Annotated in this window: 24 protein-coding genes, 4 tRNA genes and 1 pseudogene; 16 read left to right on the forward strand and 13 right to left on the reverse strand. The window is 60.7% G+C overall.

The window, feature by feature from the left end; translation table 11 throughout:
- Window position 1 precedes the first annotated feature (1 nt).
- The 3 genes from MKS85_RS23615 to MKS85_RS23625 all read left to right on the forward strand — a co-directional run bounded on the left by MKS85_RS23615 (window position 2) and on the right by MKS85_RS23625 (window position 3,357).
- Entirely contained in the window at window positions 2–403 is a 402-nt protein-coding gene (locus MKS85_RS23615) for a type IV pilin protein (protein WP_076386375.1), read from the forward strand.
- 55 nt (window positions 404–458) lie between these two features.
- On the forward strand, window positions 459–1,559 hold the full coding sequence (gene thiO, locus MKS85_RS23620) for a glycine oxidase ThiO (protein WP_047230179.1): 1,101 nt from the start codon (window positions 459–461) through the stop codon (window positions 1,557–1,559).
- A 1,432-nt stretch (window positions 1,560–2,991) separates the two neighbouring features.
- Complete coding sequence (locus tag MKS85_RS23625) at window positions 2,992–3,357, forward strand: DUF6124 family protein (RefSeq protein WP_188252343.1); 366 nt, start codon at window positions 2,992–2,994, stop codon at window positions 3,355–3,357.
- A gap of 96 nt (window positions 3,358–3,453) precedes the next feature.
- Here the strand turns inward: MKS85_RS23625 and MKS85_RS23630 are convergent, their stop codons facing one another.
- From MKS85_RS23630 to MKS85_RS23645, 4 genes are all read right to left on the reverse strand, one after another.
- A complete protein-coding gene (locus MKS85_RS23630) occupies window positions 3,454–4,800 on the reverse strand; it encodes a sigma-54 dependent transcriptional regulator (RefSeq protein ID WP_076386371.1) in 1,347 nt (448 codons plus the stop codon).
- A complete protein-coding gene (locus tag MKS85_RS23635) occupies window positions 4,797–6,389 on the reverse strand; it encodes a nitrogen regulation protein NR(II) (protein WP_188252342.1) in 1,593 nt (530 codons plus the stop codon). The genes MKS85_RS23630 and MKS85_RS23635 overlap by 4 nt, the downstream gene beginning before the upstream one ends.
- A complete protein-coding gene (locus tag MKS85_RS23640) occupies window positions 6,379–6,612 on the reverse strand; it encodes a PP0621 family protein (RefSeq protein WP_047229875.1) in 234 nt (77 codons plus the stop codon). The genes MKS85_RS23635 and MKS85_RS23640 overlap by 11 nt, the downstream gene beginning before the upstream one ends.
- A gap of 123 nt (window positions 6,613–6,735) precedes the next feature.
- Window positions 6,736–7,752: an outer membrane protein assembly factor BamD gene (locus tag MKS85_RS23645; RefSeq protein ID WP_047229874.1), complete on the reverse strand. Its 1,017-nt coding sequence runs from the start codon at window positions 7,750–7,752 to the stop codon at window positions 6,736–6,738.
- A 151-nt stretch (window positions 7,753–7,903) separates the two neighbouring features.
- On the opposite strand from MKS85_RS23645, the gene rluD reads away from it, so the two are divergent.
- The 9 genes and pseudogenes from rluD to MKS85_RS29050 all read left to right on the forward strand — a co-directional run bounded on the left by rluD (window position 7,904) and on the right by MKS85_RS29050 (window position 14,781).
- On the forward strand, window positions 7,904–8,866 hold the full coding sequence (gene rluD, locus MKS85_RS23650) for a 23S rRNA pseudouridine(1911/1915/1917) synthase RluD (RefSeq protein WP_047229873.1): 963 nt from the start codon (window positions 7,904–7,906) through the stop codon (window positions 8,864–8,866).
- Entirely contained in the window at window positions 8,863–9,588 is a 726-nt protein-coding gene (pgeF, locus tag MKS85_RS23655) for a peptidoglycan editing factor PgeF (protein WP_107322956.1), read from the forward strand. The genes rluD and pgeF overlap by 4 nt, the downstream gene beginning before the upstream one ends.
- Window positions 9,589–9,718: 130 nt before the next feature.
- Window positions 9,719–12,283, forward strand: coding sequence for an ATP-dependent chaperone ClpB (clpB, locus tag MKS85_RS23660; RefSeq protein WP_047229871.1), 2,565 nt, complete (start codon window positions 9,719–9,721; stop codon window positions 12,281–12,283).
- A gap of 316 nt (window positions 12,284–12,599) precedes the next feature.
- Window positions 12,600–12,675 (forward strand) — tRNA-Asn (locus MKS85_RS23665).
- 7 nt (window positions 12,676–12,682) lie between these two features.
- Window positions 12,683–12,759, forward strand: a tRNA-Pro gene (locus MKS85_RS23670).
- Window positions 12,760–12,764: 5 nt separating this feature from the next.
- Window positions 12,765–12,840, forward strand: a tRNA-Lys gene (locus MKS85_RS23675).
- Between the two features lie 94 nt (window positions 12,841–12,934).
- Window positions 12,935–13,011: transfer RNA gene (locus MKS85_RS23680), tRNA-Pro, on the forward strand.
- 144 nt (window positions 13,012–13,155) lie between these two features.
- Window positions 13,156–13,926, forward strand: a pseudogene (locus MKS85_RS29045) (MCP four helix bundle domain-containing protein); the annotation flags it as partial.
- Window positions 13,918–14,781 carry a methyl-accepting chemotaxis protein gene (locus MKS85_RS29050; protein WP_409078026.1) on the forward strand — a complete coding sequence of 288 codons (864 nt, stop codon included), beginning with the start codon at window positions 13,918–13,920 and terminating at the stop codon, window positions 14,779–14,781. The pseudogene MKS85_RS29045 and the gene MKS85_RS29050, both read left to right, overlap by 9 nt.
- Window positions 14,782–14,938: 157 nt before the next feature.
- Here the strand turns inward: MKS85_RS29050 and MKS85_RS23690 are convergent, their stop codons facing one another.
- Genes MKS85_RS23690 through MKS85_RS23705 form a run of 4 tightly spaced genes read right to left on the reverse strand, consistent with a single transcriptional unit; the run spans window position 14,939 to window position 17,674 of the window.
- Entirely contained in the window at window positions 14,939–16,237 is a 1,299-nt protein-coding gene (locus MKS85_RS23690; protein ID WP_107322955.1) for an NAD(P)/FAD-dependent oxidoreductase, read from the reverse strand.
- A 60-nt stretch (window positions 16,238–16,297) separates the two neighbouring features.
- A complete protein-coding gene (locus tag MKS85_RS23695) occupies window positions 16,298–16,471 on the reverse strand; it encodes a DUF3094 family protein (protein WP_188252340.1) in 174 nt (57 codons plus the stop codon).
- Window positions 16,472–16,523: 52 nt separating this feature from the next.
- Window positions 16,524–17,051 carry an MOSC domain-containing protein gene (locus MKS85_RS23700; protein WP_107322954.1) on the reverse strand — a complete coding sequence of 176 codons (528 nt, stop codon included), beginning with the start codon at window positions 17,049–17,051 and terminating at the stop codon, window positions 16,524–16,526.
- Window positions 17,048–17,674, reverse strand: a complete 627-nt coding sequence (locus MKS85_RS23705; protein ID WP_047229866.1) for a DUF1780 domain-containing protein — start codon at window positions 17,672–17,674, stop codon at window positions 17,048–17,050. Before MKS85_RS23705 ends, MKS85_RS23700 begins: the two co-directional genes overlap by 4 nt.
- A gap of 145 nt (window positions 17,675–17,819) precedes the next feature.
- Here MKS85_RS23705 and MKS85_RS23710 point away from each other — a divergent pair, with 145 nt between their 5' ends.
- Window positions 17,820–18,506, forward strand: coding sequence for an energy-coupling factor ABC transporter permease (locus tag MKS85_RS23710; RefSeq protein ID WP_188252339.1), 687 nt, complete (start codon window positions 17,820–17,822; stop codon window positions 18,504–18,506).
- Window positions 18,507–18,569: 63 nt separating this feature from the next.
- Window positions 18,570–18,785 (forward strand): hypothetical protein, encoded by a 216-nt coding sequence (locus MKS85_RS23715; RefSeq protein ID WP_076386357.1) that lies wholly within the window; start codon window positions 18,570–18,572, stop codon window positions 18,783–18,785.
- 32 nt (window positions 18,786–18,817) lie between these two features.
- On the opposite strand, the gene yacG is transcribed toward MKS85_RS23715, so the two are convergent.
- Genes yacG through pilB form a run of 5 tightly spaced genes read right to left on the reverse strand, consistent with a single transcriptional unit; the run spans window position 18,818 to window position 23,441 of the window.
- Complete coding sequence (gene yacG, locus MKS85_RS23720; RefSeq protein WP_047229863.1) at window positions 18,818–19,018, reverse strand: DNA gyrase inhibitor YacG; 201 nt, start codon at window positions 19,016–19,018, stop codon at window positions 18,818–18,820.
- The gene (coaE, locus tag MKS85_RS23725) at window positions 19,015–19,638 is read right to left on the reverse strand and encodes a dephospho-CoA kinase (protein WP_139051186.1); all 624 of its coding nucleotides are present in this window, start codon (window positions 19,636–19,638) and stop codon (window positions 19,015–19,017) included. Before coaE ends, yacG begins: the two co-directional genes overlap by 4 nt.
- 11 nt (window positions 19,639–19,649) lie before the next feature.
- Window positions 19,650–20,519 carry an A24 family peptidase gene (locus tag MKS85_RS23730; RefSeq protein ID WP_047229861.1) on the reverse strand — a complete coding sequence of 290 codons (870 nt, stop codon included), beginning with the start codon at window positions 20,517–20,519 and terminating at the stop codon, window positions 19,650–19,652.
- A 1-nt stretch (window position 20,520) separates the two neighbouring features.
- Window positions 20,521–21,738, reverse strand: coding sequence for a type II secretion system F family protein (locus MKS85_RS23735; protein ID WP_076386354.1), 1,218 nt, complete (start codon window positions 21,736–21,738; stop codon window positions 20,521–20,523).
- Between the two features lie 2 nt (window positions 21,739–21,740).
- Window positions 21,741–23,441 carry a type IV-A pilus assembly ATPase PilB gene (pilB, locus tag MKS85_RS23740; RefSeq protein ID WP_310663140.1) on the reverse strand — a complete coding sequence of 567 codons (1,701 nt, stop codon included), beginning with the start codon at window positions 23,439–23,441 and terminating at the stop codon, window positions 21,741–21,743.
- A 225-nt stretch (window positions 23,442–23,666) separates the two neighbouring features.
- Here pilB and MKS85_RS23745 point away from each other — a divergent pair, with 225 nt between their 5' ends.
- Complete coding sequence (locus MKS85_RS23745; protein WP_047229858.1) at window positions 23,667–24,086, forward strand: pilin; 420 nt, start codon at window positions 23,667–23,669, stop codon at window positions 24,084–24,086.
- Between the two features lie 280 nt (window positions 24,087–24,366).
- On the forward strand, window positions 24,367–24,720 hold the full coding sequence (locus MKS85_RS23750) for a BON domain-containing protein (RefSeq protein WP_047229857.1): 354 nt from the start codon (window positions 24,367–24,369) through the stop codon (window positions 24,718–24,720).
- Window positions 24,721–24,807 lie beyond the last annotated feature (87 nt).

The raw sequence follows: 24,807 nt of genomic DNA on the forward strand, positions 1-24,807 counted from the left end.
TATGCGCAGATCCAACCGGGGTTTCACCTTGATCGAAATCATGATCGTGATCGCCATCATCGGTATCGTGATCACCGTCGGCTATCCGAGCCTGACCGAATACATGAAAAAGGGCCGAAGGGCCGAAATCGCCGGGCTGCTATCGGAGCAGGCGCAGATTCTTGAGCGCCATTACTCCAAGAACAATGTCTACACCAACGCGACCGGGCTGAGCAGCGGTAATGATTTCTACACCATTACCCAGACGCTCATGGATCAGAGTTTCACCCTGACTGCCGTGCGCAACAGCGCCTCGTCCATGGCCACCGACAAGTGCGGTGATTTCACCATCAACAACACGGGCGCGCGAAGCATCATCAACGCTGCTGCCGGGCTGACTGCCAAGGATTGCTGGGGTCGCTGAGTTTATTTTTTCGGGCGCTGTCCTGCGCCCTTTGTCTTGTGAGTTGAAATAGAACATGACCAGGCAACAGCAAGTGGTGATTGTCGGCGGCGGAGTCATTGGCCTGCTGACGGCGTTCAATCTCGCGTCCGAAGGGCAGCGCGTGGTGCTGCTGGACCGCTCCAGTGTCGGCCAGGAATCGTCCTGGGCCGGCGGCGGTATTGTTTCGCCGCTGTACCCCTGGCGCTACAGCCCGGCGGTCACCGCACTGGCCCACTGGTCGCAGGACTTTTATCCACAGCTGGCCCAGCGTCTGTTCGCGGCCACGGGGGTTGATCCGCAGGTGCATGTCACCGGTCTGTATTGGCTGGACCTGGACGATCAGGCCGAAGCACTGGCCTGGGCCGAGCGGGAAGGGCGCCCGTTGCGGGCTGTGGAAATCTCGGCTGTCCATGACGCGGTGCCAGTACTGGGCGCGGGTTTCTCCCGGGCGATCCACATGGCCGATGTGGCCAATGTGCGCAATCCCCGGTTGGTGAAGTCCCTCAAGGCTGCGTTGCTGGCGCTACCCAATGTCACGCTGCATGAGCAATGCGAGGTCGGCGGGTTCATCCGCGACGGTGGGCGTATTGTGGGGGTTAACAGCTCCGAGGGGCCGATCCTTGGCGATCAGGTGGTCCTGGCGGCGGGCGCCTGGAGCGGTGAATTGCTCAAGACTCTGGGGCTGAAGTTGCCGGTCGAGCCGGTCAAGGGCCAGATGATTCTGTACAAATGTGCGTCGGATTTTCTATCGAGCATGGTCCTGGCCAAGGGCCGTTATGCGATTCCGCGTCGCGACGGGCATATTCTGGTGGGCAGTACGCTGGAGCGCGAAGGCTTCGACAAGACCCCGACCGATGTTGCGCTCGATAGTTTGAAGGCGTCGGCGCAGCAGCTGATTCCTGCGCTGGCGGACGCCGAGGTGGTCGGGCATTGGGCCGGCTTGCGGCCTGGATCGCCGGAGGGCATTCCCTATATTGGTGAAGTGCCGGGGTTTTCCGGGTTGTGGTTGAACTGTGGGCATTATCGCAATGGGTTGGTGTTGGCTCCGGCGTCGTGTCGGTTGTTTGTTGATGTGATGTTGGGGCGTGAGCCGGTGATTGATCCTGCGCCGTATGCGCCGGCGGGGCGGTTGTAGGGTTCGGCTTTGGCTTGGGGGTGAGCTTGGTGACGAGGCGGCCTGACAGCCGGCCTGTCTCTCACGGTTGTACCCGGATCCAACTGTGGGAGCGAGCCTGCTCGCGATGGCGGCCTGACAGCCGGCCAGGGTTTTGTTGGTTGGGTATATATCCGTTTCTGCGGTAACGGCTACTTATGGTTCCGCCCTTACGGCGGGTCACTTTTGAAGAGCGCAAAAGTAACCAAAACGCTCTTGCCCCACCACTCGGTGCCTCGCCTAGGCTCGGCATGCCCTCACTCCGGCATTGCTCCGTGGGCCCGCCGCGAAGGGCCATCCATGGCCCAGCGCGGCTACCTCGGCATCCATGCCGAGGTGCCCACTCCACAATACCTGCGTTCGGCCAGCGTGGTTAACGGGGCGCCCCAGATCAAAATCAAAAGCGAGGCGGCCTGACAGCCGGCCTGTATATTGCGGGTGTACACCCATCAGACCGGTGAGCCGGACCTGTGGGAGCAAAGCGTGCTCGCGAGGCGGCGTGTCAGCCGGCCTGTTCTTGAGGGGGTACACCCATCAGACATGTTGAGCCGGACCTGTGGGAGCAAAGCTTGCTCGCGAGGCGGCCTGACAGCCGGCCTGTTTTTTGCGGGTGTACACCCATCAGACCTGTGAGCCGGACCTGTGGGAGCAAAGCTTGCTCGCGAGGCGGCCTGACAGCCGGCCTGTTCTTGCGGGTGTACACCCATCGGATCTGTTGAGCCGGACCTGTGGGAGCAAAGCCTGCTCGCGAAAGCGGTCTGACAGCCGACCTGTCTCTTGCGGGCGTAGCCCTATCCCAGTGTGGGAGCGAGCCTGCTCGCGATGTCAGCCCATCCACCCTCGATGCAACCGAGGTGTCGCTATCGCGAGCAGGCTCGCTCCCACAGGAGAAACGCGTTCGCCCAAAACCAGGCCGGCTGTCAGGCCGCCTCGCGGAGGACGTTGATCTCGGCGCCCCGTTAACCACGCTGGCCGAACGCAGGCATTGTGGAGTGGGCATCCCGGCATGGATGCCGGGATAGCCGCGCTGGGCCATGGATGGCCCTTCGCGGCGGGCCCACGGAGCAATGCCTTCGTTCGGGCACACCGAGCCTAAGCGAGGTGCCGAGTGGTGGGGCATGAGCGCTTTGGTTACTTTCGCGCTTTTCGAAAGTGACCCGCCGTAAGGGCGGAACCCTAAGTAGCCGTTACCGCAGAAATGGATATACACACTCACAATAGCGCCTTCACAGCCAACCAGAATTTGTGGGAATGGTCGGACAAGGCCCCTAATTCGAGCCGAATTTTCCGACGAGTTCTGGCGGTTGCCGGGTGGGAAGGTCTCTCGTTAACCTTTTCCCGTCGCTGCCAATTCAGCGACCGGGCGTCGCGGCCCGCAAACTTGGTAATCCATTCCTTCCTTTGGAGTACCGCAATGTGTGACAAATCTCCATCCGCTTCAGAAACCAATAACGAGTCCCCATACTCCAGCCTTAACCCAAAACAGCTTGATGAAGCCGCCAAGCGCGCCCTCGACTATTACCTCGGCCCAAAGCCCGAAGCCAAAAAGAAACCCGCCTCAAACCATCTATTCACCGTCGTGGACGGCATCGACACCGAATGCCTGCTCGCCAACCTCAGCGAAACCCTGGCCTCAGCCAACGCAACCGTCAGCGACCTGGCCTTCGAGCTTGAAGGCTCGCGACGGCATATCGCCTTGGGGGTACAGCAGTTGATTGAGTTGAGTGAATTACTGGCCAATCGTGTTCTGGACGAACGGGTACCAGTGCCGGAGGGCTAGAGAAGGGGTGCAAATCAGCCAAGGCGAACGCCGAACCTGTGGCGAGGGAGCAAGCTCCCTCGCCACAGGTTAAGTAGGGGGCTTCAGGACCGCGCCTCAATCCAACCCCAACTTCTTCAACCGATACCGCATCGACCGAAACGACAACTTCAACCGCTGGGCCGCCGCCGTGCGGTTCCAGCGGGTTTCCTCCAAAGCCTGGAGGATGAGTTTGCGTTCGACGTCCTCCAGATAGTCTTCCAGGTTATCGACCCGCATCAGGTCGGGGCTGCCTGCGTCGGTGGTGCTGATGCCCTCGGCCAGGCGCAGGTCGTGGGCTTCGATCAACTGGTGCTCGCAAAGGGTGTAGGCGCGTTCGAGCATGTTTTCCAGTTCCCGAACATTGCCCGGGAAGCGGTAGTTTCGAAGGGCGTCCAGGGCTTGGGGATGGAGCTTGACCGCGGGGCTGCCGGTGTTGGCGGCCAGGCGCTGGAGGGTGTGATTGGCGAGCGATTCGATGTCTTCGCGGCGTTCGCGCAGCGGCGGGACGCGCAGTTCGATGACGTTGAGTCGATAGTACAGGTCCTGGCGAAAGCGCCCGGCGGTGACTTCGGCGTCCAGGTCCTTGTGGGTGGCGCAAAGAATTCGTACATCCACCACTTCTTCCTGCTGGCCACCAACGGCCCGCACGGCTTTTTCCTGGATGGCGCGCAGCAATTTGACTTGCATCGCCAGGGGCAGGTCGGCCACTTCGTCAAGGAACAAGGTCCCGCCGTGGGCGGCCTGGAACAGTCCGGGTTTGTCTTCGATGGCGCCGCTGAAGCTGCCTTTTCGATGGCCGAAAAACTCGCTTTCCATCAGCTCCGTGGGAATCGCCCCACAGTTGACCGGCACAAAACGCTGGGCGGAACGCGGGCCTTGCTCATGGATCAACCGGGCGACCAGTTCCTTGCCGCAACCCGATTCCCCGCTGATGTAGACCGGCGCCTGACTGCGAGCGAGTTTTTCGATCTGTTTGCGGACGTTGTGCATCGGCGGGGAATCGCCCAGCAGACAGCGCTCGATGGACGCCGCCGGGATGGCGACCGACGGCAGGCGTAATGCGCTGGTGACCAGCTCACGCAGCCGACCCAGGTCGACCGGTTTGGTCAGGAAGTCGAAGGCGCCGGCCTTGAGGGCGTCGATGGCGGTTTCCAGGCTCCCGTAGGCGGTGATCATTGCCACGGGCAATTGCGGGTAGCGTTGCTGGATATGTTGCACCAGCTCCAGGCCAGTGCCGTCGGGCAGGCGCATGTCGGTCAGGCACAGGTCAAAGGTGTCTTCAGCCAGCAGGGCCCGGGCCTGGGCAAGGTTCTCGGCGCTGCGGGTGTCGAGTTTCATCCGGCCCAGGGTAATGTCCAGGAGTTCGCGGATGTCCGGTTCGTCATCGACGATCAGGATTCGTTGCCGTGAGCGCGTAGTCAAATCTGTTTCCGTCCGTGAGCAAAAGTGATGCGAAAGCAGCCGCCGCCTTGGCGTGGTTTGAAGTCTAGGCGGGCCTGGTTGCTTTCGCACAGCTCACGGGACAGATAGAGCCCAAGGCCGGTGCCCTGGCTGCTGGTGGTGAAGAAAGGTTCGAACAAATGCGCTTGCTGGTCCGGTGTCACGCCGGGGCCGTTGTCGATAATGTCCAGCGTGGACAGCTGGCTGTGGGGATCGACGAACAGCTTCAGCCAGACCTCGGCCTCTTCATGGGCCATCGCGCTGTGACGCCAGGCGTTGCGCAGCAGGTTGTCGAGCACCTGGGTCAACTGATCGGGGTCCATCAGCGTGAGGTAGTCACCCGGGTCGATGCTCAGGTGCAAGTGCTGATGCTCAGCCGCGTTTTCCCGGGCTTGTCGGACGAACTGGTCGAGCCAGATCCGCAGATCCAGGCGCTGCGGCGTGGTCTGCTGGCGGCGGGACAGTTGCAGGACGTTTTCAATGACGCGGTTCATTCGTTGGGAGTGATCCTGGATGATCTGCGTCAGACGCCGATCCGCGCTGTTCAGTTCCTCGGACTCGCGCAGCAATTGCGCCGCATGGCTGATCGCCCCCAACGGGTTGCGGATTTCATGGGCGATACCGGCGGTGAGGCGCCCCAGGGAGGCGAGTTTCAACTGCTGGGCGTGTTGGGCCACTTGGGCCAGGTCTTCGAGGAAGACCAGGATCTGATGCTGATCGTGATGCCCCAGGGCAATGAAACTCGGTTGCAAGGTCAGGCCGGTGCCGTTAATGGTCAGGCTTTGCGGACGCAGGCTGGGGTTGTTCAACCACAGCTGCAGCCGCTCCACCAGGGCGCCGGAGCAGTCGTCGAGCCGCTGGCCGACCAGGTCGTGCATGCCCAACAGGTTCAATGCGCTTTCGTTAGCCAATTGCACCCGGCGCTGGCGATCGAGCACCAGGATGCCGGTGCGCATGCGTTGCAGGATCAGTGCGTTGAGCGCTTCCAGACCGACTACTTCGCTGGCCCGTTGTTCGGCGAGGATTTCACTGGCTTCCAGGCGTCGGGTCAGGCCTTGCACCAGCAGCGCGGCGGCAAAACACAAGGCCCCCAGGGTGCCGGCTTGCAGATAACTGCTGGGACGGCTCGAATCGCTGAGGTCGAGGAAGAAGCTCGATCCAACGATGCCCAGCGTGGCGACAGCGGCAATCAACAGGCCGATTCGGCCTCGCAACAACGTATTGCCGATGGCCACCGAGACGATGAGCAGGTTGCCGATGGCGCTGGGGGCGCCGCCGGCAGCGTAGAACAGCCACGACAACAACAGCACGTCGGTCAGAGCCAGGCCGAACAGCCGGGCTGGGCGGCGGGTATTTTCAAGAAACACCACCAGCAGGATATTCAGCACCAGGTACAACCAGCTGCCGCTACGCAGCAAATCGTCGTTGGCGAACTCCAGCAGGCGGTTGTCCATGTTGCTGGAGATCAGCAACACCAGGGTGATGCCGATGCTTAGACGGTACAGGTGATAGAGACGCAGCAGGCGCTGCGCCTGTTTGACGCGAGGGCTTGAGGCTTGCTCAGCGGTCACGAGTGCCCGGGCCTTGCTCGAGGTGAGCCTGGCTGCAATACCACTGTTGTTCGAGGGCCAGTGCCCGATCTCGCGGCAGGTGCACGCCGCAATGGGCGCAACGGACCATGGGCGGTGCGTCCTGTTCCCGAGGGGAGTTCGGCGCGGCAGAGGTCCCCTTGAACTTGCGCCACAACCATATCGCGGCGGCAATCAGGGCGATCCAGAACAGTAAACGAAGCATGATGGGCGGCTTTTTGGCTAATGATCAGGCAGTTTAGCCAAGGACAGGAACGGCGCACAGCGCTATAAAATCCAGGCACAAAAAAGGGAGACCCGCGGGCCTCCCTTTTGCTGACACCTGGCCTCAGTCGAACAGGCCGAAGGTCATGTAGCTGAACCAGGAGCGATCGCTGGATTCGCTCTCAGGCTCTTCTTCTTCGAGCACGTCGCCATTTTCGTCCTTGGGCTTGAGCTCGTTTGGAATGGCTTCCTTGGCATCCTGGAACTGGCGCTGAACGTCCTGGTTGGCGCGGGTTTCGCCCGGCGGCAGAGGTGGACGGGATTCGATCAGGCCCAGGGTCGCCTTGCTCAGCCACGAACGGTTGTCGGCCTCGTCAACTCGCGGAGTGAACTGACCATCCTCCAGGGACGGGTGATCCGGGTAGTTGAGCTTGAGGGTTTCCAGGCTGGTGGCGGCCAGGTCGTCCAGGTGCAGGCGCTGGTAGGCTTCGGTCATCACTGCCAGGCCGTCGCCCACCGAGGGGGTTTCCTGGAAGTTTTCCACCACGTAGCGGCCACGGTTGGCGGCAGCGACGTAGGCCTGACGGGTCAGGTAGTAGTCAGCCACGTGGATTTCGTAGGCGGCCAGCAGGTTGCGCAGGTAGATCATGCGCTGCTTGGCGTCCGGCGAATAACGGCTGTTGGGGAAACGGCTGGTCAGCTGGGCGAACTCGTTGTAGGAGTCGCGCGCGGCGCCCGGGTCCCGCTTGGTCATGTCCAGCGGCAGGAAGCGCGCCAGCAGGCCGACGTCCTGGTCGAAGGAGGTCAGGCCCTTGAGGTAGTAAGCGTAATCGACGTTCGGGTGCTGCGGATGCAGACGAATGAAGCGCTCGGCGGCGGATTTCGCAGCTTCCGGCTCGGCGTTCTTGTAGTTGGCGTAGATCAGCTCCAGCTGGGCCTGATCGGCATAGCGACCAAACGGATACCGCGACTCCAGGGCCTTGAGCTTGGCCGTGGCGCTGGTATAGCTGTTGTTGTCCAGGTCGGTCTGCGCCTGTTGGTACAGTTCGACTTCGCTCAGGTTTTCGTCTACGACTTCCTTCGACGAGCAAGCAGCAGTCAATGCGAGGATGGCGATCAGCAGCAGGTGTTTCACTTGCATGGCGGCTTGCGTCCCTATGACGGCCGCTGTCTTGGGCGGGGCCGTCCTGTTATGATGAGCGCCCCGTTGAGAAGCCTCGGGGCAAAAGACGCCGTATTTAACCACAAGCGCGCAGCCGAAACCAAAGGCTGTGCCGACGCCTAGTCCGAGCATGTCCGATAAAATAGAACTTCGCGCAGAGGTGCCGTCCGAATTGGGCGGCCAACGCCTCGATCAAGTCGCCGCACAACTCTTCGCCGAGCACTCGCGCTCGCGCCTTTCCGCCTGGATCAAGGACGGCCGCCTGACTGTGGATGGGGCGGTGATCCGCCCGCGCGACATCGTCCATGGCGGCGCCATCCTCGAACTGACTGCCGAGCAGGAGGCCCAGGGAGAATGGGTCGCCCAGGACATTGCCCTGGACATCGTCTATGAAGACGACGACATCCTGGTGATCAACAAGCCTGCGGGCCTGGTGGTGCATCCGGCCGCCGGTCATGCCGATGGCACCCTGCTCAACGCCTTGTTGCACCACGTGCCGGACATCGTCAACGTGCCCCGCGCGGGCATCGTGCACCGCCTGGACAAGGACACCACCGGTCTGATGGTGGTGGCCAAGACCATTCAGGCGCAGACACAACTGGTCACACAGCTGCAAAGTCGCAGCGTCAGCCGCATTTATGAATGCATCGTGATCGGCGTGGTCACCGCCGGTGGCAAGATCAACGCCCCCATCGGTCGTCACGGCCAGCAGCGCCAGCGCATGGCGGTGATGGAAGGCGGCAAGCAGGCGGTCAGCCACTACCGCGTGCTGGAGCGTTTTCGTTCCCATACGCATGTGCGAGTCAAGCTGGAAACCGGTCGTACCCACCAGATCCGCGTGCACATGGCCCACATCAACTTCCCGTTGGTGGGCGATCCGGCCTATGGCGGACGTTTCCGCATTCCGCCGGCCGCGAGTATCACCATGGTCGAGTCGTTGAAAAACTTCCCGCGCCAGGCGCTGCATGCACGTTTCCTGGAGCTGGATCATCCGACCACCGGCAAGCGCATGAGCTGGGAATCGCCGCTGCCGGATGACTTCGTCTGGCTGCTGACGTTGCTCAAGCAGGACCGCGAGGCGTTCATCGGATGAATGACTGGCTGATACCCGACTGGCCCGCGCCGGCCTGGGTAAAGGCCTGCGTCACTACCCGTACCGGCGGCGTCAGCCTGGCGCCGTTCGACAGCCTCAACCTGGGCGACCATGTGGGCGATGAGCCCACGGCCGTCGCTGAGAACCGTCGCCGCCTCACCGATCGATTTGCCATTCGTCCGGCCTGGTTGCAGCAGGTCCACGGTATTACCGTGGTCGAGGCTGATCCGGCTCAGGTGGCCATCGCCGATGCCAGCTGGACCGCCACACCGGGTATCGCCTGTACGGCGATGACGGCGGACTGCCTGCCGGTGCTGTTCTGCAACCGTGCCGGCACCCGCGTCGCGGCAGCCCATGCCGGTTGGCGCGGGCTGGCCAACGGCGTACTGGAAGCGACTCTCGACAGTCTCCAGGTCCCGGCCGACGAAATCCTCGCCTGGCTCGGCCCGGCCATCGGTCCGCAAGCCTTTGAAGTGGGGCCAGAGGTGCGTGAAGCGTTCATGGCGCAACTGCCTAGGGCGGCAGACGCCTTCGTGCCTGGCGACACTGCCGGCAAGTTCCTGGCCGATATTTATGCACTGGCCCGCCAACGGCTGGCGGCGCGCGGTGTCACGGCGGTCTATGGGGGCGGCCAGTGCACGGTGACCGACCCACGCTTCTTTTCCTATCGGCGCAACTCGCGTACCGGTCGCTTCGCCTCCCTGATCTGGCTCGACCGCTAGACTTCTCTGATCTGTATCAATAGCGCACTGCTTGAATCTTCCAGAATCGTCCACATCTATAGCGGTATCTGGCAGGTTTCTTCATTCAGGATGTTTTTAAGGTCCGGCCTGCTCAAAAGGAAGGTGACCCATGCGTATTGACCGTTTAACCAGTAAGTTGCAATTGGCCCTGTCCGATGCCCAGTCATTGGCTGTCGGCCTGGACCATCCTGGCATTGAGCCGGCGCATCTGATGCAAGCCATGCTCGAGCAGCAGGGCGGCTCCATCAAGCCACTGCTGATGCAGGTGGGCTTTGACGTGAGCAGCCTGCGTAAAGAGCTGGCCAAAGAGCTCGACCAGCTACCCAAGATCCAGAATCCGACAGGGGACGTGAACATGTCCCAGGATCTGGCGCGCCTGCTCAACCAGGCCGACCGCCTGGCCCAGCAGAAGGGCGATCAGTTCATCTCCAGTGAGTTGGTGCTGCTTGCCGCCATGGACGAGAACAGCAAGCTGGGCAAGCTGTTGCTCGGCCAGGGCGTGAGCAAGAAGGCCCTGGAAAATGCCATCAACAACCTGCGTGGCGGCGAAGCGGTAAACGACGCCAACCACGAGGAGTCCCGCCAGGCGCTGGACAAATACACCGTCGACCTGACCAAGCGTGCCGAGGAAGGCAAGCTTGACCCGGTGATCGGCCGTGACGACGAAATCCGCCGCACAATCCAGGTGCTGCAGCGTCGCACCAAGAATAACCCGGTGCTGATCGGTGAGCCTGGCGTGGGTAAAACCGCCATCGCCGAAGGCCTGGCCCAGCGCATCATCAATGGCGAAGTGCCGGATGGCCTCAAGGGCAAGCGACTGTTGTCCCTGGACATGGGTTCGTTGATTGCCGGTGCCAAGTACCGCGGCGAGTTCGAAGAGCGGCTCAAAGCCTTGCTTAATGAATTGTCCAAGCAGGAAGGGCAGATCATTCTGTTCATCGACGAGTTGCACACCATGGTCGGTGCGGGCAAAGGCGAAGGCTCGATGGACGCCGGCAACATGCTCAAGCCTGCGCTGGCCCGTGGCGAGCTGCATTGCGTCGGTGCGACAACGCTCAACGAGTACCGCCAATACATAGAGAAGGACGCGGCGCTGGAGCGGCGTTTCCAGAAAGTGCTGGTGGAAGAGCCCAGCGAAGAAGACACCATTGCCATCCTGCGTGGCCTTAAAGAACGCTATGAGGTTCACCACAAGGTGGCGATTACCGATGGCGCGATCATTGCGGCGGCCAAGCTCAGCCATCGCTACATCACCGACCGTCAGTTGCCGGACAAGGCCATTGACCTGATCGACGAAGCCGCCAGCCGCATCCGCATGGAAATCGATTCCAAACCGGAAGTGCTGGATCGTCTGGAGCGGCGCCTGATTCAACTCAAGGTCGAATCCCAGGCCTTGAAGAAAGAAAGCGACGAAGCGGCGAAGAAGCGCCTGGAAAGGTTGCAGGAAGAGATTGTTCGCCACGAGCGCGAGTATTCCGATCTCGAGGAAATCTGGAATTCGGAGAAAGCTGAAGTCCAGGGCTCGGCGCAGATCCAGCAAAAGATCGAACAGTCCCGCCAGGAACTGGAAGCGGCCCGTCGTAAAGGCGACCTCAACCGCATGGCCGAGCTGCAATATGGGGTGATCCCGGATCTGGAGCGCAGCCTGCAAATGGTCGACCAGCACGGCAAGAGCGAAAACCAGTTGCTGCGCAGCAAGGTCACCGAAGAAGAAATTGCCGAAGTGGTTTCCAAGTGGACCGGCATTCCGGTGTCGAAAATGCTCGAAGGCGAGCGCGACAAACTGCTGAAGATGGAAAGCCTGCTGCACCAGCGCGTGATCGGTCAGGAAGAAGCGGTAGTGGCGGTTTCCAACGCCGTGCGCCGGTCTCGAGCCGGGCTGTCGGACCCTAACCGTCCGAGTGGCTCGTTCATGTTCCTCGGCCCGACCGGTGTCGGTAAAACCGAGCTGTGCAAGGCGCTGGCCGAGTTTCTCTTCGACACCGAAGAGGCCATGGTGCGCATCGACATGTCCGAGTTCATGGAGAAACATTCCGTGGCGCGGCTGATCGGTGCGCCACCGGGCTATGTCGGCTACGAAGAGGGCGGTTACCTGACCGAGGCTGTGCGACGCAAGCCGTACTCGGTGATCCTGCTCGATGAAGTCGAGAAGGCCCACCCGGATGTGTTCAACATCCTGCTGCAAGTGCTGGAGGATGGTCGTTTGACCGACAGCCACGGACGCACGGTGGACTTCCGCAATACCGTGATCGTGATGACGTCCAACCTGGGCTCGGCGCAGATCCAGGAGCTGGTGGGTGATCGCGAGGCGCAACGCGCGGCGGTGATGGATGCAATCTCCACTCACTTCCGACCGGAGTTCATCAACCGGGTGGACGAAGTGGTGATCTTCGAGCCGCTGGCTCGTGATCAGATCGCGGGCATCACCGAGATCCAGCTGGGACGTCTGCGTAGCCGTCTGACCGAGCGCGAGCTGAAGCTGCAATTGAGTGACGAGGCACTGGATAAGCTGATCGCGGTGGGTTACGACCCGGTCTATGGCGCGCGGCCACTCAAACGTGCCATCCAGCGCTGGATCGAAAACCCGCTGGCACAGTTGATTCTGTCCGGGCGCTTCATGCCGGGCGAAACCGTGACCGGCACGGTGGAGAACGACGAAATCGTCTTCAACTGAAAGCCTGCGGATCGGGTGATTGGAATGGCCTCGCACTGCGAGGCCATTTTTTTCATCAGGCCGTTGAACTCAAAGGAAAAGGCTTGTAAAGTGCGCCCCGCAGTACGTCACCCCCAAGGGCCACTTCTCTGTGAGAAGCAACCCGAAATAAGTTGCAAATCATTGTCTTGAAAGCAATTTAAGGGGTTGACAGAGGTTTTTAAGATTGTAGAATAGCGCGCCTCAGACACACGAACGCAGCGATGCGAACGGGTAGAAGAGGTTGAAGCTGGCTTCAATGTTGTAGCTTCAAATAGCAGTAACTTGAAATATCAGTTCCGTGATAGCTCAGTCGGTAGAGCAAATGACTGTTAATCATTGGGTCCCAGGTTCGAGTCCTGGTCACGGAGCCATTTCAATCGGGGTATAGCGCAGTCCGGTAGCGCGCCTGCTTTGGGAGCAGGATGTCAGGAGTTCGAATCCCCTTACCCCGACCATTTTTGGGTCGTTAGCTCAGTTGGTAGAGCAGTTGGCTTTTAACCAATTGGTCGTAGGTTCGAATCCCACACGACCCACCATTTTTGAAACCAGTTCGCTGGAATCGAATCTTAAGATCAGAGGCCAAAAGCGCTGATCGAGGAAGGCGACTTGCGAAGGTCGCCTTTTTTTTACCGGGGTATAGCGCAGTCCGGTAGCGCGCCTGCTTTGGGAGCAGGATGTCAGGAGTTCGAATCCCCTTACCCCGACCATATTAAAAATCCTCGTATCGAAAGATACGGGGATTTTTTTTGCCTGCGATAAAGCAGATTGCCTTAGGTCATCGTACAACCTGCCGATAACCCACCGACAGGGGCATGGCCCCACTTCAGGCCAAAATAAAAAAGGCGCTCCCCATGGTTCTTCGTCAACTGAATATCGCCCCCCGTGCCGCGTTGGGTTTCGCTTTGATCGCCGTGCTGGTGGCGTTGCTCGGGGTGTTTGCGCTAGGACAGATGTCGAGTATCCGTGACAGTGAAGTCGCGGTAGAAACCCAGTGGTTGCCCAGTATTCGCGGCGGTGACGAGATCCGTGAATTGATGTTGCGCATCCGCACCATTTCCCTGCGCATGGCCCTGGACCAGGACCCGAAGAACATCCCGGTGTACCGTGGGCAAATGGACACCCGCGACAAAGAACTGAGCGAAAAAATCGTCAGTTACGAAAAGCTCGTTATCACGCCTGAAGGCAAGGCGCTTTATGACCAGTTCAAGCAAACCTTTGCCGCTTACCGCACGGGCATCGCCCAATCCTTCGCCCTGGCAGAGCAGGGGCGTCGGGACGAGTTGATCAAGCTGCTGCTGGTGGACATGAAGACCGTGGTGGACGGTTCCGGCAAACAGCTCAACGATCTGGCGGAGCTGTTCTCCAGACAAGTCTCCATCGAGAGCCAGAAATCCCAGGAACACTACGTCAATTCCCGGATGATCGTCAGCCTGTTCATTGTGCTCGCCGCCTTGGCGACGGTGGCCCTGGCCATGCTGCTTACTCGCAGTATCGTCAAGCCTTTGGGCGAGGCGTTGAATGCCGCCGAAAACGTCGCCCGAGGCGACCTGACCCGACCGATCAAGACCCACGGCAGCGACGAAGTCAGCCGCTTACTCAAGGCGCTGGCGACCATGCAGCAGAACCTGCGTGAAACCTTGCAGGGCATCAGCGGCTCAGCTACCCAACTGGCGACCGCCGCCGATGAGCTGAACGCGGTCACGGTCGATAGCACCCACAGCCTGCAACAGCAGAATAACGAAATTGAACAGGCCGCCACCGCCGTCACCGAGATGACCACCGCCGTGGAGGAAGTCGCGCGCAATGCGGTTTCCACCTCCGATGCCACGCGTCAGTCCAGTGAGTCGGCGTCCCTTGGGCAGCAGCGGGTCAGCGACACGGTCGACGCCATCGGCGCCCTGGCCAGTGATGTGCAGGTGACTGGCGGCCTGGTGCAGTCCCTGGCCAACCAATCGCAGGATATCGGCAAGGTGCTGGACGTGATCCGGGCCATCGCCGAGCAGACCAACTTGCTGGCCCTCAACGCGGCCATCGAGGCGGCCCGGGCTGGCGAAAGCGGTCGTGGGTTTGCGGTGGTGGCCGATGAGGTGCGGGCGCTGGCTTATCGCACGCAGCAATCGACCCAGGAAATCGAGCAGATGGTCCAGGGCATGCGCAGCGGCGCCACCCAGGCGCTGGATTCGATGCAGGCCAGCTCCAGTCGCGCCGCCCGCACTCTGGCAATGGCGGAGCGGGCAGGGGAGGCGCTACAGACCATCACGGCGTCGGTCAACGAGATCCACGAACGCAATCTGGTGATCGCCAGCGCCGCTGAAGAACAGGCGCAAGTGGCTCGGGAGGTGGATCGCAACCTGGTGAACATTCGGGATCTGTCGGTGCGCTCGGCCACCGGTGCGGACCAGACCAGCGCGTCCAGCCATGAGTTGTCGCAACTGGCGAATTCATTGCGCACCATGGTGCAGCGGTTTCAGGTTTGATCGATGGATGGCTCGGACAGTGATCCTGCCCGAGCTCAAGTATTGACTGTACCGCCCCCATCGCGAGCAAGCTCGCTCCCACAGGATGACCGCGATCAACTGTGGGAGCGAGCTTGCTCGCGATGACGGTGGATCATTCGATGTCAGTACTGCTGACTCAATGCAGCTTCAGCCGAGGCTCGGTCCCACGCCCGATCTTGCTGCCCAGCATCAGCATGGCCGTGCGGAACAGGCCGTACAGCGCCATCTGGTGCATGCGGTACAGCGATACATAGAACATCCGCGCCAGCCAACCTTCGAGCATCACACTGCCGGTCAGGTTGCCCATCAGGTTACCCACCGCTGAGAAGCGCGACAGCGAAATCAATGAACCGTAGTCGGTGTATTTGTATTCCGGCAGGGCCTTGCCTTCGATCCGCAGCTTCAGGGATTTGGCCAGCAGCGAGGCTTGCTGATGCGCGGCCTGGGCACGGGGCGGAACGTTGCGATCGCTGCCGGGTTGCGGGCAGGCGGCGCAATCGCCGAAGGCGAAGATGTTCTCGTCACGGGTGGTCTGCAGCGTCGGCAGCACCTGCAGCTGGTTGATCCGGTTGGTCTCCAGACCGTCGATTTCCTTGAGGAAGTCCGGGGCGCGAATCCCGGCGGCCCAGACTTTCAGGCTCGCGTCGATGACCTTGCCATCGACGGTGATCAGGCTGTCGGCTGTCACCTGGCCAACAGCGGCGTTGGTCATGACATTGACCCCAAGTTTCTCCAGGGTCTTGTGCACAGGGCCGCCGATGCGCTCCGGCAAGGCCGGCAGGACCCGCGGTCCGGCTTCGATCAGGGTGATGTGCATGTTCTCCGGTTTGATCCGGTCCAAGCCATAGGCTGCCAGCTCATGGGCGGCGTTGTGCAGCTCGGCCGCCAGTTCAACCCCCGTCGCCCCGGCGCCGACGATGGCAACGCTGATGCGTTCGACCACGTCGGTTTGCCCGGCATGGGCGCGCAGATAATGGTTGAGCAGTTGCTGATGGAAACGCTCGGCCTGTTTGCGCGTGTCGAGGAACAGGCAATGCTGCGCCGCGCCTTCGGTGCCGAAGTCATTGGTGGTGCTGCCGACGGCGATCACCAGAGTGTCGTAACCCAGTTCACGAGCCGGCAGTAGTTCCAGGCCCGCCTCGTCATAGGTGGCGGCCAGTTGGATGCTCTTGCGCTCGCGATCCAGGCCACTCATGCGCCCCAGCTGGAACCCGAAATGGTTCCATTTTGCCTGGGCGACGTAGTTGAGTTCGTCTTCAGAGGAGTTCAGGGAACCGGCAGCCACTTCGTGCAACAGCGGTTTCCAAATATGGGTCAGGTTCGCGTCGACCAGCATCACACTGGCCGTGCCGCGCTTGCCCAGAGTCTTACCCAGACGGGTAGCCAACTCCAGACCGCCGGCGCCGCCGCCAACGATGACAATACGATGAGTCATGGGGATATCTCGCAAGGCTAAAGGAAATCGGTGCCGTTACCCGCGCGAGCATCAAGCGGCTCATAGCGTCAGGTAACTGATCAGTCGGCTCAACAGGCCCAGGCCGATGGTGATGGCCAGTACCACCATCAGGAGCATCCACGGCCGGAAAGGCCGGCGCTCGACTCGGTGCTGGGACAGTTGCAGGTACTCTTCGACATGCTTCTGGTCTTCCGGGTTCAGGCGGCTGGTCATAAAGGCCTCGGCAGGTAGACGTTGCGAAAGGTATAGACGCTACAGCGTCTGGCTATCCGGCATTGAAAGCAGCGTAGCCGCTCGCCGGAACAGGTTCGACACTCAAGCTGTCGTCCAGGCGAATGATTCCACTTTTTAACACCCGTGCGGTGATTCCGCCATGGCCGCGCACGGCCTGGAACGTCCCTTCGCCGAGGTTACGCTCCAGTCGCGCGCACGGCTGGCACCAGCCGGTGGTTTCGAAGATGGCCTGGCCGATGCGAAAGCGCCGGCCCTTGAGGCTGAACAGATTGATACCGCTGACCACCAGGTTGCGTCGCAGCTCTTGCGGCAACACCGGCTGATCCACCGGGCGGCCCATCAGTGAACCGATCACGGCCAGGTGTTCCCACTGAATCAAGGTGACTTGCCGTGCATTGCGCACGCCGGGACGGGCATGGTCGCCCGTCAGGCCGGCCTCCAGACGGGCCTCCACGGCGTCGAGTTCAATCATGGGTGCATGGCCCTGGGGTCGCACGCCTATCCAGCGTACGCGGCCTTGCTGGGGCACGGCGGCAATCAGTTCCTGCAACGGGCTCACAGGCTGATCCCGACATCGAACACGATGCTGCGCCCCAGATTGCTGCGCAGGAAATCCGGCGCATCGGGATGGGCGAACAGCACCCGGGCAAACGTCGGCCCCACCAGCGACAGCGAGCGCCAACCCTGGCGCAGGTATTCGGTCGGCGGCGGGAAATGGCTGTTGAGGTCCAGCACCTCGCGCTTGAGGCTGGCGAAGGCGATGATGTCCAGCTCCCCCAGATCCATGCCGCGTTCGGTGTAGTTGTGGGCTTTCTTGCGCAGGGTCGGGGCCAGGCGCAGCAGGAATTCATTGGCCGGGATGCGTCGGGGCTTGGCTTCGCGGCGCACCAGTTGGCTCAGGGAGAAAGCGCTACGGCGGCGCTGCAGCTCGTCGCGCCATTCGTCATTGAGGCGACGGCCTTCGTCGAGGACAAAAAACACCTCGAAGTTGGCATCGCGAAACAATACGTCCGGCGGCTCTCCCGCAGGGGCGAACTCGTCGGCGCGATAGGGTACGTTCAGCCCTTGCAGCAGACGCTGGCAGACCCAACGCTCACGCTCCCATTTGCGGGCATTGGAGAGAAAGGCGTTGGCTTGCTCGGCCGCGATGGTCAGCAGGCGTAAATAATCGGAATCATCCATGAGCCCAAGCTTAGCGTTCAATTGCGACAAGCTGGAAGCGTTGCATTGATTTATGGCCGGTTAAGGGTGGGGTGTAGACTGCTGGCTTGAATCCTGAGGTGATCATGGAGTCTTTGATGCAAGGACAAGCCAGAGGAGTAGCGCCATGATCGGTGCCGAACTGCTGTCTGCGCGGACGTTGACGGTCGGCTGGCTGATTTATGTGCCGGTGCTGGCCTGGGCCGTAGCACGGGCGCCATGGGTGGAGCTGTTCACCGACAGCCGTCGCCAGCACTTGCTGTTTGGCACGGTCCTGGCCGTGTTCATGTTGTGGCTGGTGCGACGGGATTTCGATACCGGCGTCTCGTATCACTTCATCGGCATGACCGCCGTGACACTGCTGCTGGACTGGCCGCTGGCGATTCTCGGCGGCCTTTGTGCCCAGCTTGCCCTGGTGCTGCTGGGGCGCCAGGACATGGCGGCGGTGGGTATCAACGGTGCGTTGCTGATTTTGCTGCCGGTGCTGGTGACCGAGTGCTGCGCGATCCTGGTGGAACGCGCCCAACCGCGCAATCTATTCGTGTACATCTTCTGTTCGGGATTTCTCGCCGCCGCGCTTTCGGCGTTGTTGTGCCTGCTGGTGGGGCTTGGCCTGCTGTGGTACGACGGAGTGTTCGCCATGCCTTACTGGCTGGAAGATTTCATCGGCTACCTCTGGCTGATCATCTTTCCCGAGGCGTTTATCAACGGCATGGTGGTCAGTGCGTTGGTGGTGTTCAGCCCCGAATGGCTGGAGACCTTCAACCGTACGCGCTATCTGTCGGCCCCCTGGAAGGATGACGACAAGCCTTGATTCACATCAAGGCTGAGCAGCCGGGTGCGCTTCATGCTCTGGAAAAATTCCAGGAGCACAACCATGAGTGTTTATGAGTGGGCGAGACAAGAGATCAGGCGCAGCCAGGATGCGGCAGTGGAAATCGGCTTCGACCCGGGCCTTAGCCTGCGGGCCTTGCTCAGTGCGATCGTGCAGCAGAGCAAGGCGGTGCGCAGTGCTGAAGACCTGGCCGATGAACTGAGTTTCCTGGCGGAGAATCTCGACGATGAACAGGACTATGGCTTCATGCGGCCTTAAGGCGACAACGCGGTGGGGAAACTCATGGCTCCCTAGTGGCGAGGCTCGAACTCTTCGCTGAACAGGTCGTCCTCGGCATCGGGGCTGACCGGGATCTTGTGTTCTTCCGACGCCCAGGCGCCCAGGTCGATCAGTTTGCAGCGGTCGGAGCAGAAGGGCCGGAAGGTGTTTTCCGGGCTCCATTCCACAGGGGCGCCACAGGTTGGGCAATCAACGGTTGGGGTTTGGCTCATGACTGGCCTCCACGCAAAGTAAGGTAAAAGTGATGCAGGCGCTCGACCTCGCTGTGCAGCCAGGCGAGGTCGCGGTCATTGACCACCACGTCGTCGGCATGGCTCAAGCGATCCTGACGGCTGGACTGGGCCTTGAGGATCGCCTGGACCTGTTGCTCGCTGGTCTTGTCGCGCTGCAAGGTGCGTTCGATCTGTAGTTGTTCCGGTACATCGATCACCAGGATCCGCTGGGTCATGGCGTACTGGCCGGACTCGATCAACAGCGGCGACACCAGAATCGCGTAGGGTGATTGTGCCTGGGCCAGATGATGAGCGATTTCCTCGGCGATCAACGGATGCAGCAGCGCCTCGAGCCAGCGGCGTTGCTCGGCATTCTCGAAAATCAGTTGGCGCAGCGCCGCTCGGTCCAGTGTGCCGTCGGCCTGCAATACGCCGGGGCCAAAATGTTCGGCGATCTTGGCTAGCGCCGGGCGTCCGGGTTCGACCACCCAGCGGGCCGCGTGATCGGCGTCGACGACGTGTACGCCCAGGTCGATAAAGTGCTGGGCCGCCGCGCTTTTGCCGCTGCCGATACCGCCAGTCAGGCCGAGAATCCAGGGTTTTTCTGCGGGGCTATTCATTAAAATCGACATTAGGAACCGACAGACTGCCAATAGAAGTCGGTTATTTGACCACCCCAGAGCAAGGCAATCCAGCCGGCAATGGCCAGATAGGGCCCAAAGGGGATTTGCGTCGATGTCGGAGCATCACGCAGGCGCAGCACAATGACCCCGATAACGGCGCCCACCAGCGATGACAACAGCAACGTCAGTGGCAGGATCTGCCAGCCACCCCAGGCGCCCAGCATCGCCAGCAGCTTGAAATCCCCGTAGCCCATGCCTTCCTTGCCAGTGATCAATTTGAACACCCAGAACACCGACCACAGCGCCAGATAGCCGGCCACGGCGCCCCACATCGCCTGATTCAAGGGGACGAACAAGCCGAAGCTGTTGACGATCAAGCCCAGCCACAACAATGGCAGCACCAGGGTGTCGGGCAACAATTGGTGCTCGGCATCGATCAGGCTCATGCCCAGTAGGCCCCAGGTCAGCACCATCACCATTGCGGCCTGCCAGCCAAAGCCGAAATACCAGGCGACGAACGCCGACAGGATGCCGCAGGCCAGTTCGGTCAGGGGATAGCGCCGGCCGATGGGCGCGGCACAACTGGAGCAACGACCGCGCAATGCCAGGTAACTCAATAGCGGAATGTTTTCCCAGGCCCGGATGCGGTGGCCGCAGTGCGGGCACTGGGAATGCGGCAGCATCAGGTTGTAGACCGGGCCAGGGGCTTCGGCGGGCAGGCCCAGCAAGTCATGGGCTTGCAGCCGCCATTCGCGCGAGAGCATCTTGGGCAGGCGCCACACCAGGACGTTGAGGAAACTGCCGATGATCAGTCCGAGCAGTAAAGCGGCGAGCACAAAGGCCAGGGGATACAGCGCGAAAAATTCGGTCAGGGGCATGTCAGATCGCAGAGCCGAGTTGAAAGATGGGCAGGTACATGGCAACCACCAGGCCGCCGACGACCACCCCCAGGACCACCATGATGAACGGTTCCATCAGGCTGGTGAGATTGTCCACCAGATTGTCCACCTCGGCTTCATAAAAGCTCGCCACTTTGTCGAGCATGTCGTCCAGCGCGCCGGACTCCTCGCCGATGGCGGTCATCTGGATCGCCATGTTCGGGAATATGCCTGAAGCACGCATGGAAAAATTCAATTGCATGCCGGTCGAGACATCCTGCCGGATGCGTTGTACCGCGCGTTTGAACACCACGTTACCGGTGGCGCCTGATACCGAGTCCAGGGCTTCCACCAGCGGCACGCCGGCCGCGAATGTCGTGGACAGGGTCCGGGCGTAGCGGGCCACGGCGGATTTGTACATCAGGGTGCCGATCAGCGGCAGTTTGAGCAGCCATTTATCGCGCCAGTCACGCAAGCCCTGGGAGCGCTTGAGTGCATGTTTGACACCGAAGAACGCCGCCACCGCGCCGCCCAGCAGCATCCACCACCACTGCTGCATGAACTCCGACAGGCCGATGACCATCACCGTGAAGGCCGGCAGTTGGGCGCCGAACCCGGAGAATACCGATTCGAACTGCGGCACCACCTTGACCAGCAGAATACCCGTGACCACGGCGGCGACGAGCACCACGGCCGCCGGGTAGGTCATGGCCTTCTTGATCTTGGCCTTGAGGGCTTCGCTTTTTTCCTTGTAGGTCGCGACGCGCTCCAGCAGCGTATCCAGGGCGCCGGCTTGTTCACCGGCGTCCACCAGGTTGCAGTACAGTTCGTCGAAGTATTGCGGGCTCTTGCGCAACGACGCGGCGAAGCTGTTGCCGGCGGCGACTTCCTGTTTCACCTCGTCCACCAGCTTGCGCATGTTGGCGTTGTCGAAGCCTTCGCCAATGATGTCGAACGCCTGCAACAAGGGCACGCCGGCCTTGAGCATGGTCGCCATCTGACGAGTGAACAGGGCGATATCCAATGGCTTGATACGCTTGCCCTTGCTGAATATCGAGGTGGACTTCTTGCGAACCTTGCCTGGGTTGATGCCTTGTTTGCGCAACTGGGCCTTGACCAGGGCCGGGCTCTGCCCAGTCAGTTCGCCGGTCATTTTCGTGCCTTTGCGGTCTTTGCCTTCCCACGTGTAAACGTCGGTTTTTATTGCCTTGACCGCCATGTTCAAACCTTGGTGACCCGGTTGATTTCTTCGAGGCTGGTGATGCCTTGCATCACTTTGAGCAGTCCCGAGGCGCGCAGGTCATTAAAACCGTCCTTGCGCATTTGCAGGTCGATTTCCAACGAGTTGCCCTCGGCCATGATCAGCCGTTGCAGCTCGGGCGTATTCCTGACCACTTCGTAAACCCCCACGCGCCCCTTGTAGCCGTTGTTGCACTGTTCGCAACCGACCGGCTCATAGATCGTGAACGAGCCGATGCGTTCCCGGGGGAAGCCTTCCTTGAGCAGGGTTTCCTCGGGAATCTCGATGGCCCTTTTGCAATGCGGGCACAGCTTGCGCGCCAGTCGCTGGGCGATGATCAGGTGGACCGCTGTGGCGATGTTGAAGCCGGGAATGCCCATGTTGTGCAGGCGGATCAGGGTTTCGGCGGCGCTGTTGGTGTGCAGGGTGGAGAGCACCATGTGTCCGGTCTGGGCGGCCTTGATGGCGATTTCGGCGGTTTCCAGGTCGCGGATCTCGCCCACCATGATCACGTCCGGGTCCTGGCGCAGGAACGAGCGCAGGGCCTGGGCGAAATCCAGACCCTGGCGCGGATTCACGTTGACCTGGTTGATGCCTTCCATGTTGATTTCCACCGGATCCTCAGCGGTGGAAATATTGATGTCCACAGTGTTGAGGATATTGAGCCCGGTATAGAGCGACACGGTTTTGCCAGAGCCGGTGGGCCCGGTCACCAGAATCAACCCTTGTGGTTGTTTGAGCGCCGCCATGTACAGCTCTTTCTGGTCCGGCTCGTAGCCCAGGGCATCGATACCCATCTGCGCGCTGGAGGGGTCGAGGATCCGGATCACCACTTTTTCACCCCAGAGCGTCGGCAGGGTGTTGACCCGGAAGTCGATGGACTTGTTTTTCGACAGGCGCATTTTCAGGCGCCCGTCCTGGGGTTTGCGCCGCTCGGAAATATCAAGGCTGGCCATGACCTTCAGGCGCGCGGCGATGCGGGTGGCCAACTGGATCGGCGGGCGGGCCACCTCTCGCAGCATGCCGTCGGTACGCACCCGCACCCGGTAGATTTTTTCATAGGGTTCAAAGTGCAGGTCGGAGGAGCCGCCCTTGATCGCGTCCAGCAGCATCTTGTTGACGAACCGCACCACCGGCGCATCGTCGGTGTCCTGGCCGGCGATGGAGTCTTGCTTGTGATCATCGATCGACTCGATGTCCAGGCCGTCGAGGTCGACATCGCCCATGCCTTCCAGGCCGGTGCTGGTGGATTCGAAAAACTTTTCGATGGCGTCGCTGAGCTTGTCGTCCTCCACCAGAATGGCTTCGGTGGTCAAGCCGGTGCTGAACTGAATGTCATTGATGGCCTGGTGATTGGTGGGGTCGGAGATGCCCACGAACAGCTTGTTGCCACGCCGCCACAGCGGCAGGGCGTGGTGCTGGCGCACCAGTTTTTCGCTGACAAGGCCGGTGGGTTGGGTTTCCTTGTCCAGGCTGTTGAGGTCCAGCAGGGCCACGCCGAAATGCTCCGAGGCAATTTCCGCCACCTGGCGACTCTGGACCAGTTTGTTCTGCACCAGGTAACTGACCAGGGGCATGCGACTGCTTTGGGCTTGTTGGTACGCCTGCTGCGCACTTTGCTCGGTGATCAGTTCGGCCAGTACCAATTGCTTGGCCAGACCGCTTAAGGCGATGTCATTCATGGGAATTCCGGACGCGGACAGTTCATGACTTATAGCCTAGTCAAGCATCCAGACCAAACCAGCGGGGCGCAGTGACAAAAAACGTCAGATAGTGCGCTTGTTGGGGTAGGACATAGGGACGCGGCGGGTCGAAGTCCCTTGCCAGCGGGCGCGACAGGGTTGGCACATGCCATGCAATGGCCTCCTCAGGTCATGAGACTCCACCTCATGCTTTGGAGATTATCTATGAATAAGCAAAACGGTTTTACCTTGATCGAGTTGCTGATCGTTGTGGCGATCATCGGCATCCTGGCGACGTTTGCGTTGCCGCAGTATTCCAAGTATCAAGCGCGGGCGAAAGCTACGGCGGGGCTGGCGGAAGTCTCCGCGTTGAAGGTGCCGTTCGAGGACGTCATGAACCAGGGAACCAACCCGACGTTAGCCAATATCGGTGGAACATCGCCCACCAGCAATTGCACCCTGACCGCTTCAGGTACTGCAGCGGACGGAACCGGAACCATTGCATGCACCCTGCTGAATGCGCCAGCTCCCGTTCTCGGCAAGGCAATCACCCTTTCCCGTTCAGCAGCCGGTGTCTGGACCTGCGCTTCGACGGCCGTCCAGGAATTCTTGCCCGCCGGTTGCACGGGGGCCGCTGCACCCTGATTTTGGGTCTGGTTGAGCCGGTGGCGAGGGGCTTTTCCCCTTGCCCAGGAAAACCTCAACAATTCATAAACTTAGGGAGCGCCGAAAAAGCCGCAACTTGCATGTCCCAAATCAGCAGGCCATGCATTTTGCATGATTGTGAAAATTGCCGTTTCGCTTAACTAGTTGATTTTAAAAGAATTAATTAATTCGTGAAAACTGGCACAGCCTTCGCACTACTCCTGATAACCCTGCCGGGAAACACCTCCGGCAGTTTTTGAGAAAAACAGGAGTTACTCGTATGAAGAAGTTCGCTATCACTGCCGCAGCTGCCACCGCCCTGACTCTGACCATGGCTAGCGCTTTCGCCGAGACCACTCAAGCAACTCAGGCTCCGATGATGCTGGCTGCTGGTGAAGTGACAGAAGCCAAAGAAGATGTTTCTGATACCTGGATCACCACCAAGGTCAAAGCCGATCTGGTCACTGAAAAAGGCATCCCAGGTTCCGATATCAAGGTAGAAACCAATAAAGGCGTAGTGTCGCTGTCGTCGACTACTGTCCTGACCGACGCGCAAAAAGACACCGCCGTGGCGATTACCAAGAAAATCAAAGGCGTCCGAGACGTTTCGGCTGACGGCCTGAAATCCGAGTAAGACTCAAGGCTTCTCGCCTGGACCGGGAGAAGGCACGGCAAGCGGGCTGAGACATACGTTTGCCGTTGCTTTGGAGTTCATGCGAAG

This window comes from Pseudomonas sp. JL2 (genome assembly GCF_031570495.1).
Classification (GTDB): Bacteria; Pseudomonadota; Gammaproteobacteria; order Pseudomonadales; family Pseudomonadaceae; genus Aquipseudomonas; species Aquipseudomonas rhizophila.

Bases quoted from the DNA above. Each gene is read 5' to 3' on its own strand.
- MKS85_RS23690 (WP_107322955.1), bottom strand. From the start codon at position 16,237: ATGACTCATCGTATTGTCATCGTTGGCGGCGGCGCCGGCGGTCTGGAG.
- MKS85_RS23615 (WP_076386375.1), top strand. From the start codon at position 2: ATGCGCAGATCCAACCGGGGTTTCACCTTGATCGAAATCATGATCGTG.
- MKS85_RS23645 (WP_047229874.1), bottom strand. From the start codon at position 7,752: ATGCAAGTGAAACACCTGCTGCTGATCGCCATCCTCGCATTGACTGCT.
- thiO (WP_047230179.1), top strand. From the start codon at position 459: ATGACCAGGCAACAGCAAGTGGTGATTGTCGGCGGCGGAGTCATTGGC.
- MKS85_RS23705 (WP_047229866.1), bottom strand. From the start codon at position 17,674: ATGGATGATTCCGATTATTTACGCCTGCTGACCATCGCGGCCGAGCAA.
- MKS85_RS23730 (WP_047229861.1), bottom strand. From the start codon at position 20,519: ATGCCCCTGACCGAATTTTTCGCGCTGTATCCCCTGGCCTTTGTGCTC.
- coaE (WP_139051186.1), bottom strand. From the start codon at position 19,638: ATGAATAGCCCCGCAGAAAAACCCTGGATTCTCGGCCTGACTGGCGGT.
- MKS85_RS23710 (WP_188252339.1), top strand. From the start codon at position 17,820: ATGATCGGTGCCGAACTGCTGTCTGCGCGGACGTTGACGGTCGGCTGG.
- yacG (WP_047229863.1), bottom strand. From the start codon at position 19,018: ATGAGCCAAACCCCAACCGTTGATTGCCCAACCTGTGGCGCCCCTGTG.
- pilB (WP_310663140.1), bottom strand. From the start codon at position 23,441: ATGAATGACATCGCCTTAAGCGGTCTGGCCAAGCAATTGGTACTGGCC.
- MKS85_RS23715 (WP_076386357.1), top strand. From the start codon at position 18,570: ATGAGTGTTTATGAGTGGGCGAGACAAGAGATCAGGCGCAGCCAGGAT.
- MKS85_RS23695 (WP_188252340.1), bottom strand. From the start codon at position 16,471: ATGACCAGCCGCCTGAACCCGGAAGACCAGAAGCATGTCGAAGAGTAC.
- MKS85_RS29050 (WP_409078026.1), top strand. From the start codon at position 13,918: ATGCAGCAGAACCTGCGTGAAACCTTGCAGGGCATCAGCGGCTCAGCT.
- MKS85_RS23750 (WP_047229857.1), top strand. From the start codon at position 24,367: ATGAAGAAGTTCGCTATCACTGCCGCAGCTGCCACCGCCCTGACTCTG.
- pgeF (WP_107322956.1), top strand. From the start codon at position 8,863: ATGAATGACTGGCTGATACCCGACTGGCCCGCGCCGGCCTGGGTAAAG.
- MKS85_RS23625 (WP_188252343.1), top strand. From the start codon at position 2,992: ATGTGTGACAAATCTCCATCCGCTTCAGAAACCAATAACGAGTCCCCA.
- rluD (WP_047229873.1), top strand. From the start codon at position 7,904: ATGTCCGATAAAATAGAACTTCGCGCAGAGGTGCCGTCCGAATTGGGC.
- clpB (WP_047229871.1), top strand. From the start codon at position 9,719: ATGCGTATTGACCGTTTAACCAGTAAGTTGCAATTGGCCCTGTCCGAT.
- MKS85_RS23640 (WP_047229875.1), bottom strand. From the start codon at position 6,612: ATGCTTCGTTTACTGTTCTGGATCGCCCTGATTGCCGCCGCGATATGG.
- MKS85_RS23745 (WP_047229858.1), top strand. From the start codon at position 23,667: ATGAATAAGCAAAACGGTTTTACCTTGATCGAGTTGCTGATCGTTGTG.
- MKS85_RS23735 (WP_076386354.1), bottom strand. From the start codon at position 21,738: ATGGCGGTCAAGGCAATAAAAACCGACGTTTACACGTGGGAAGGCAAA.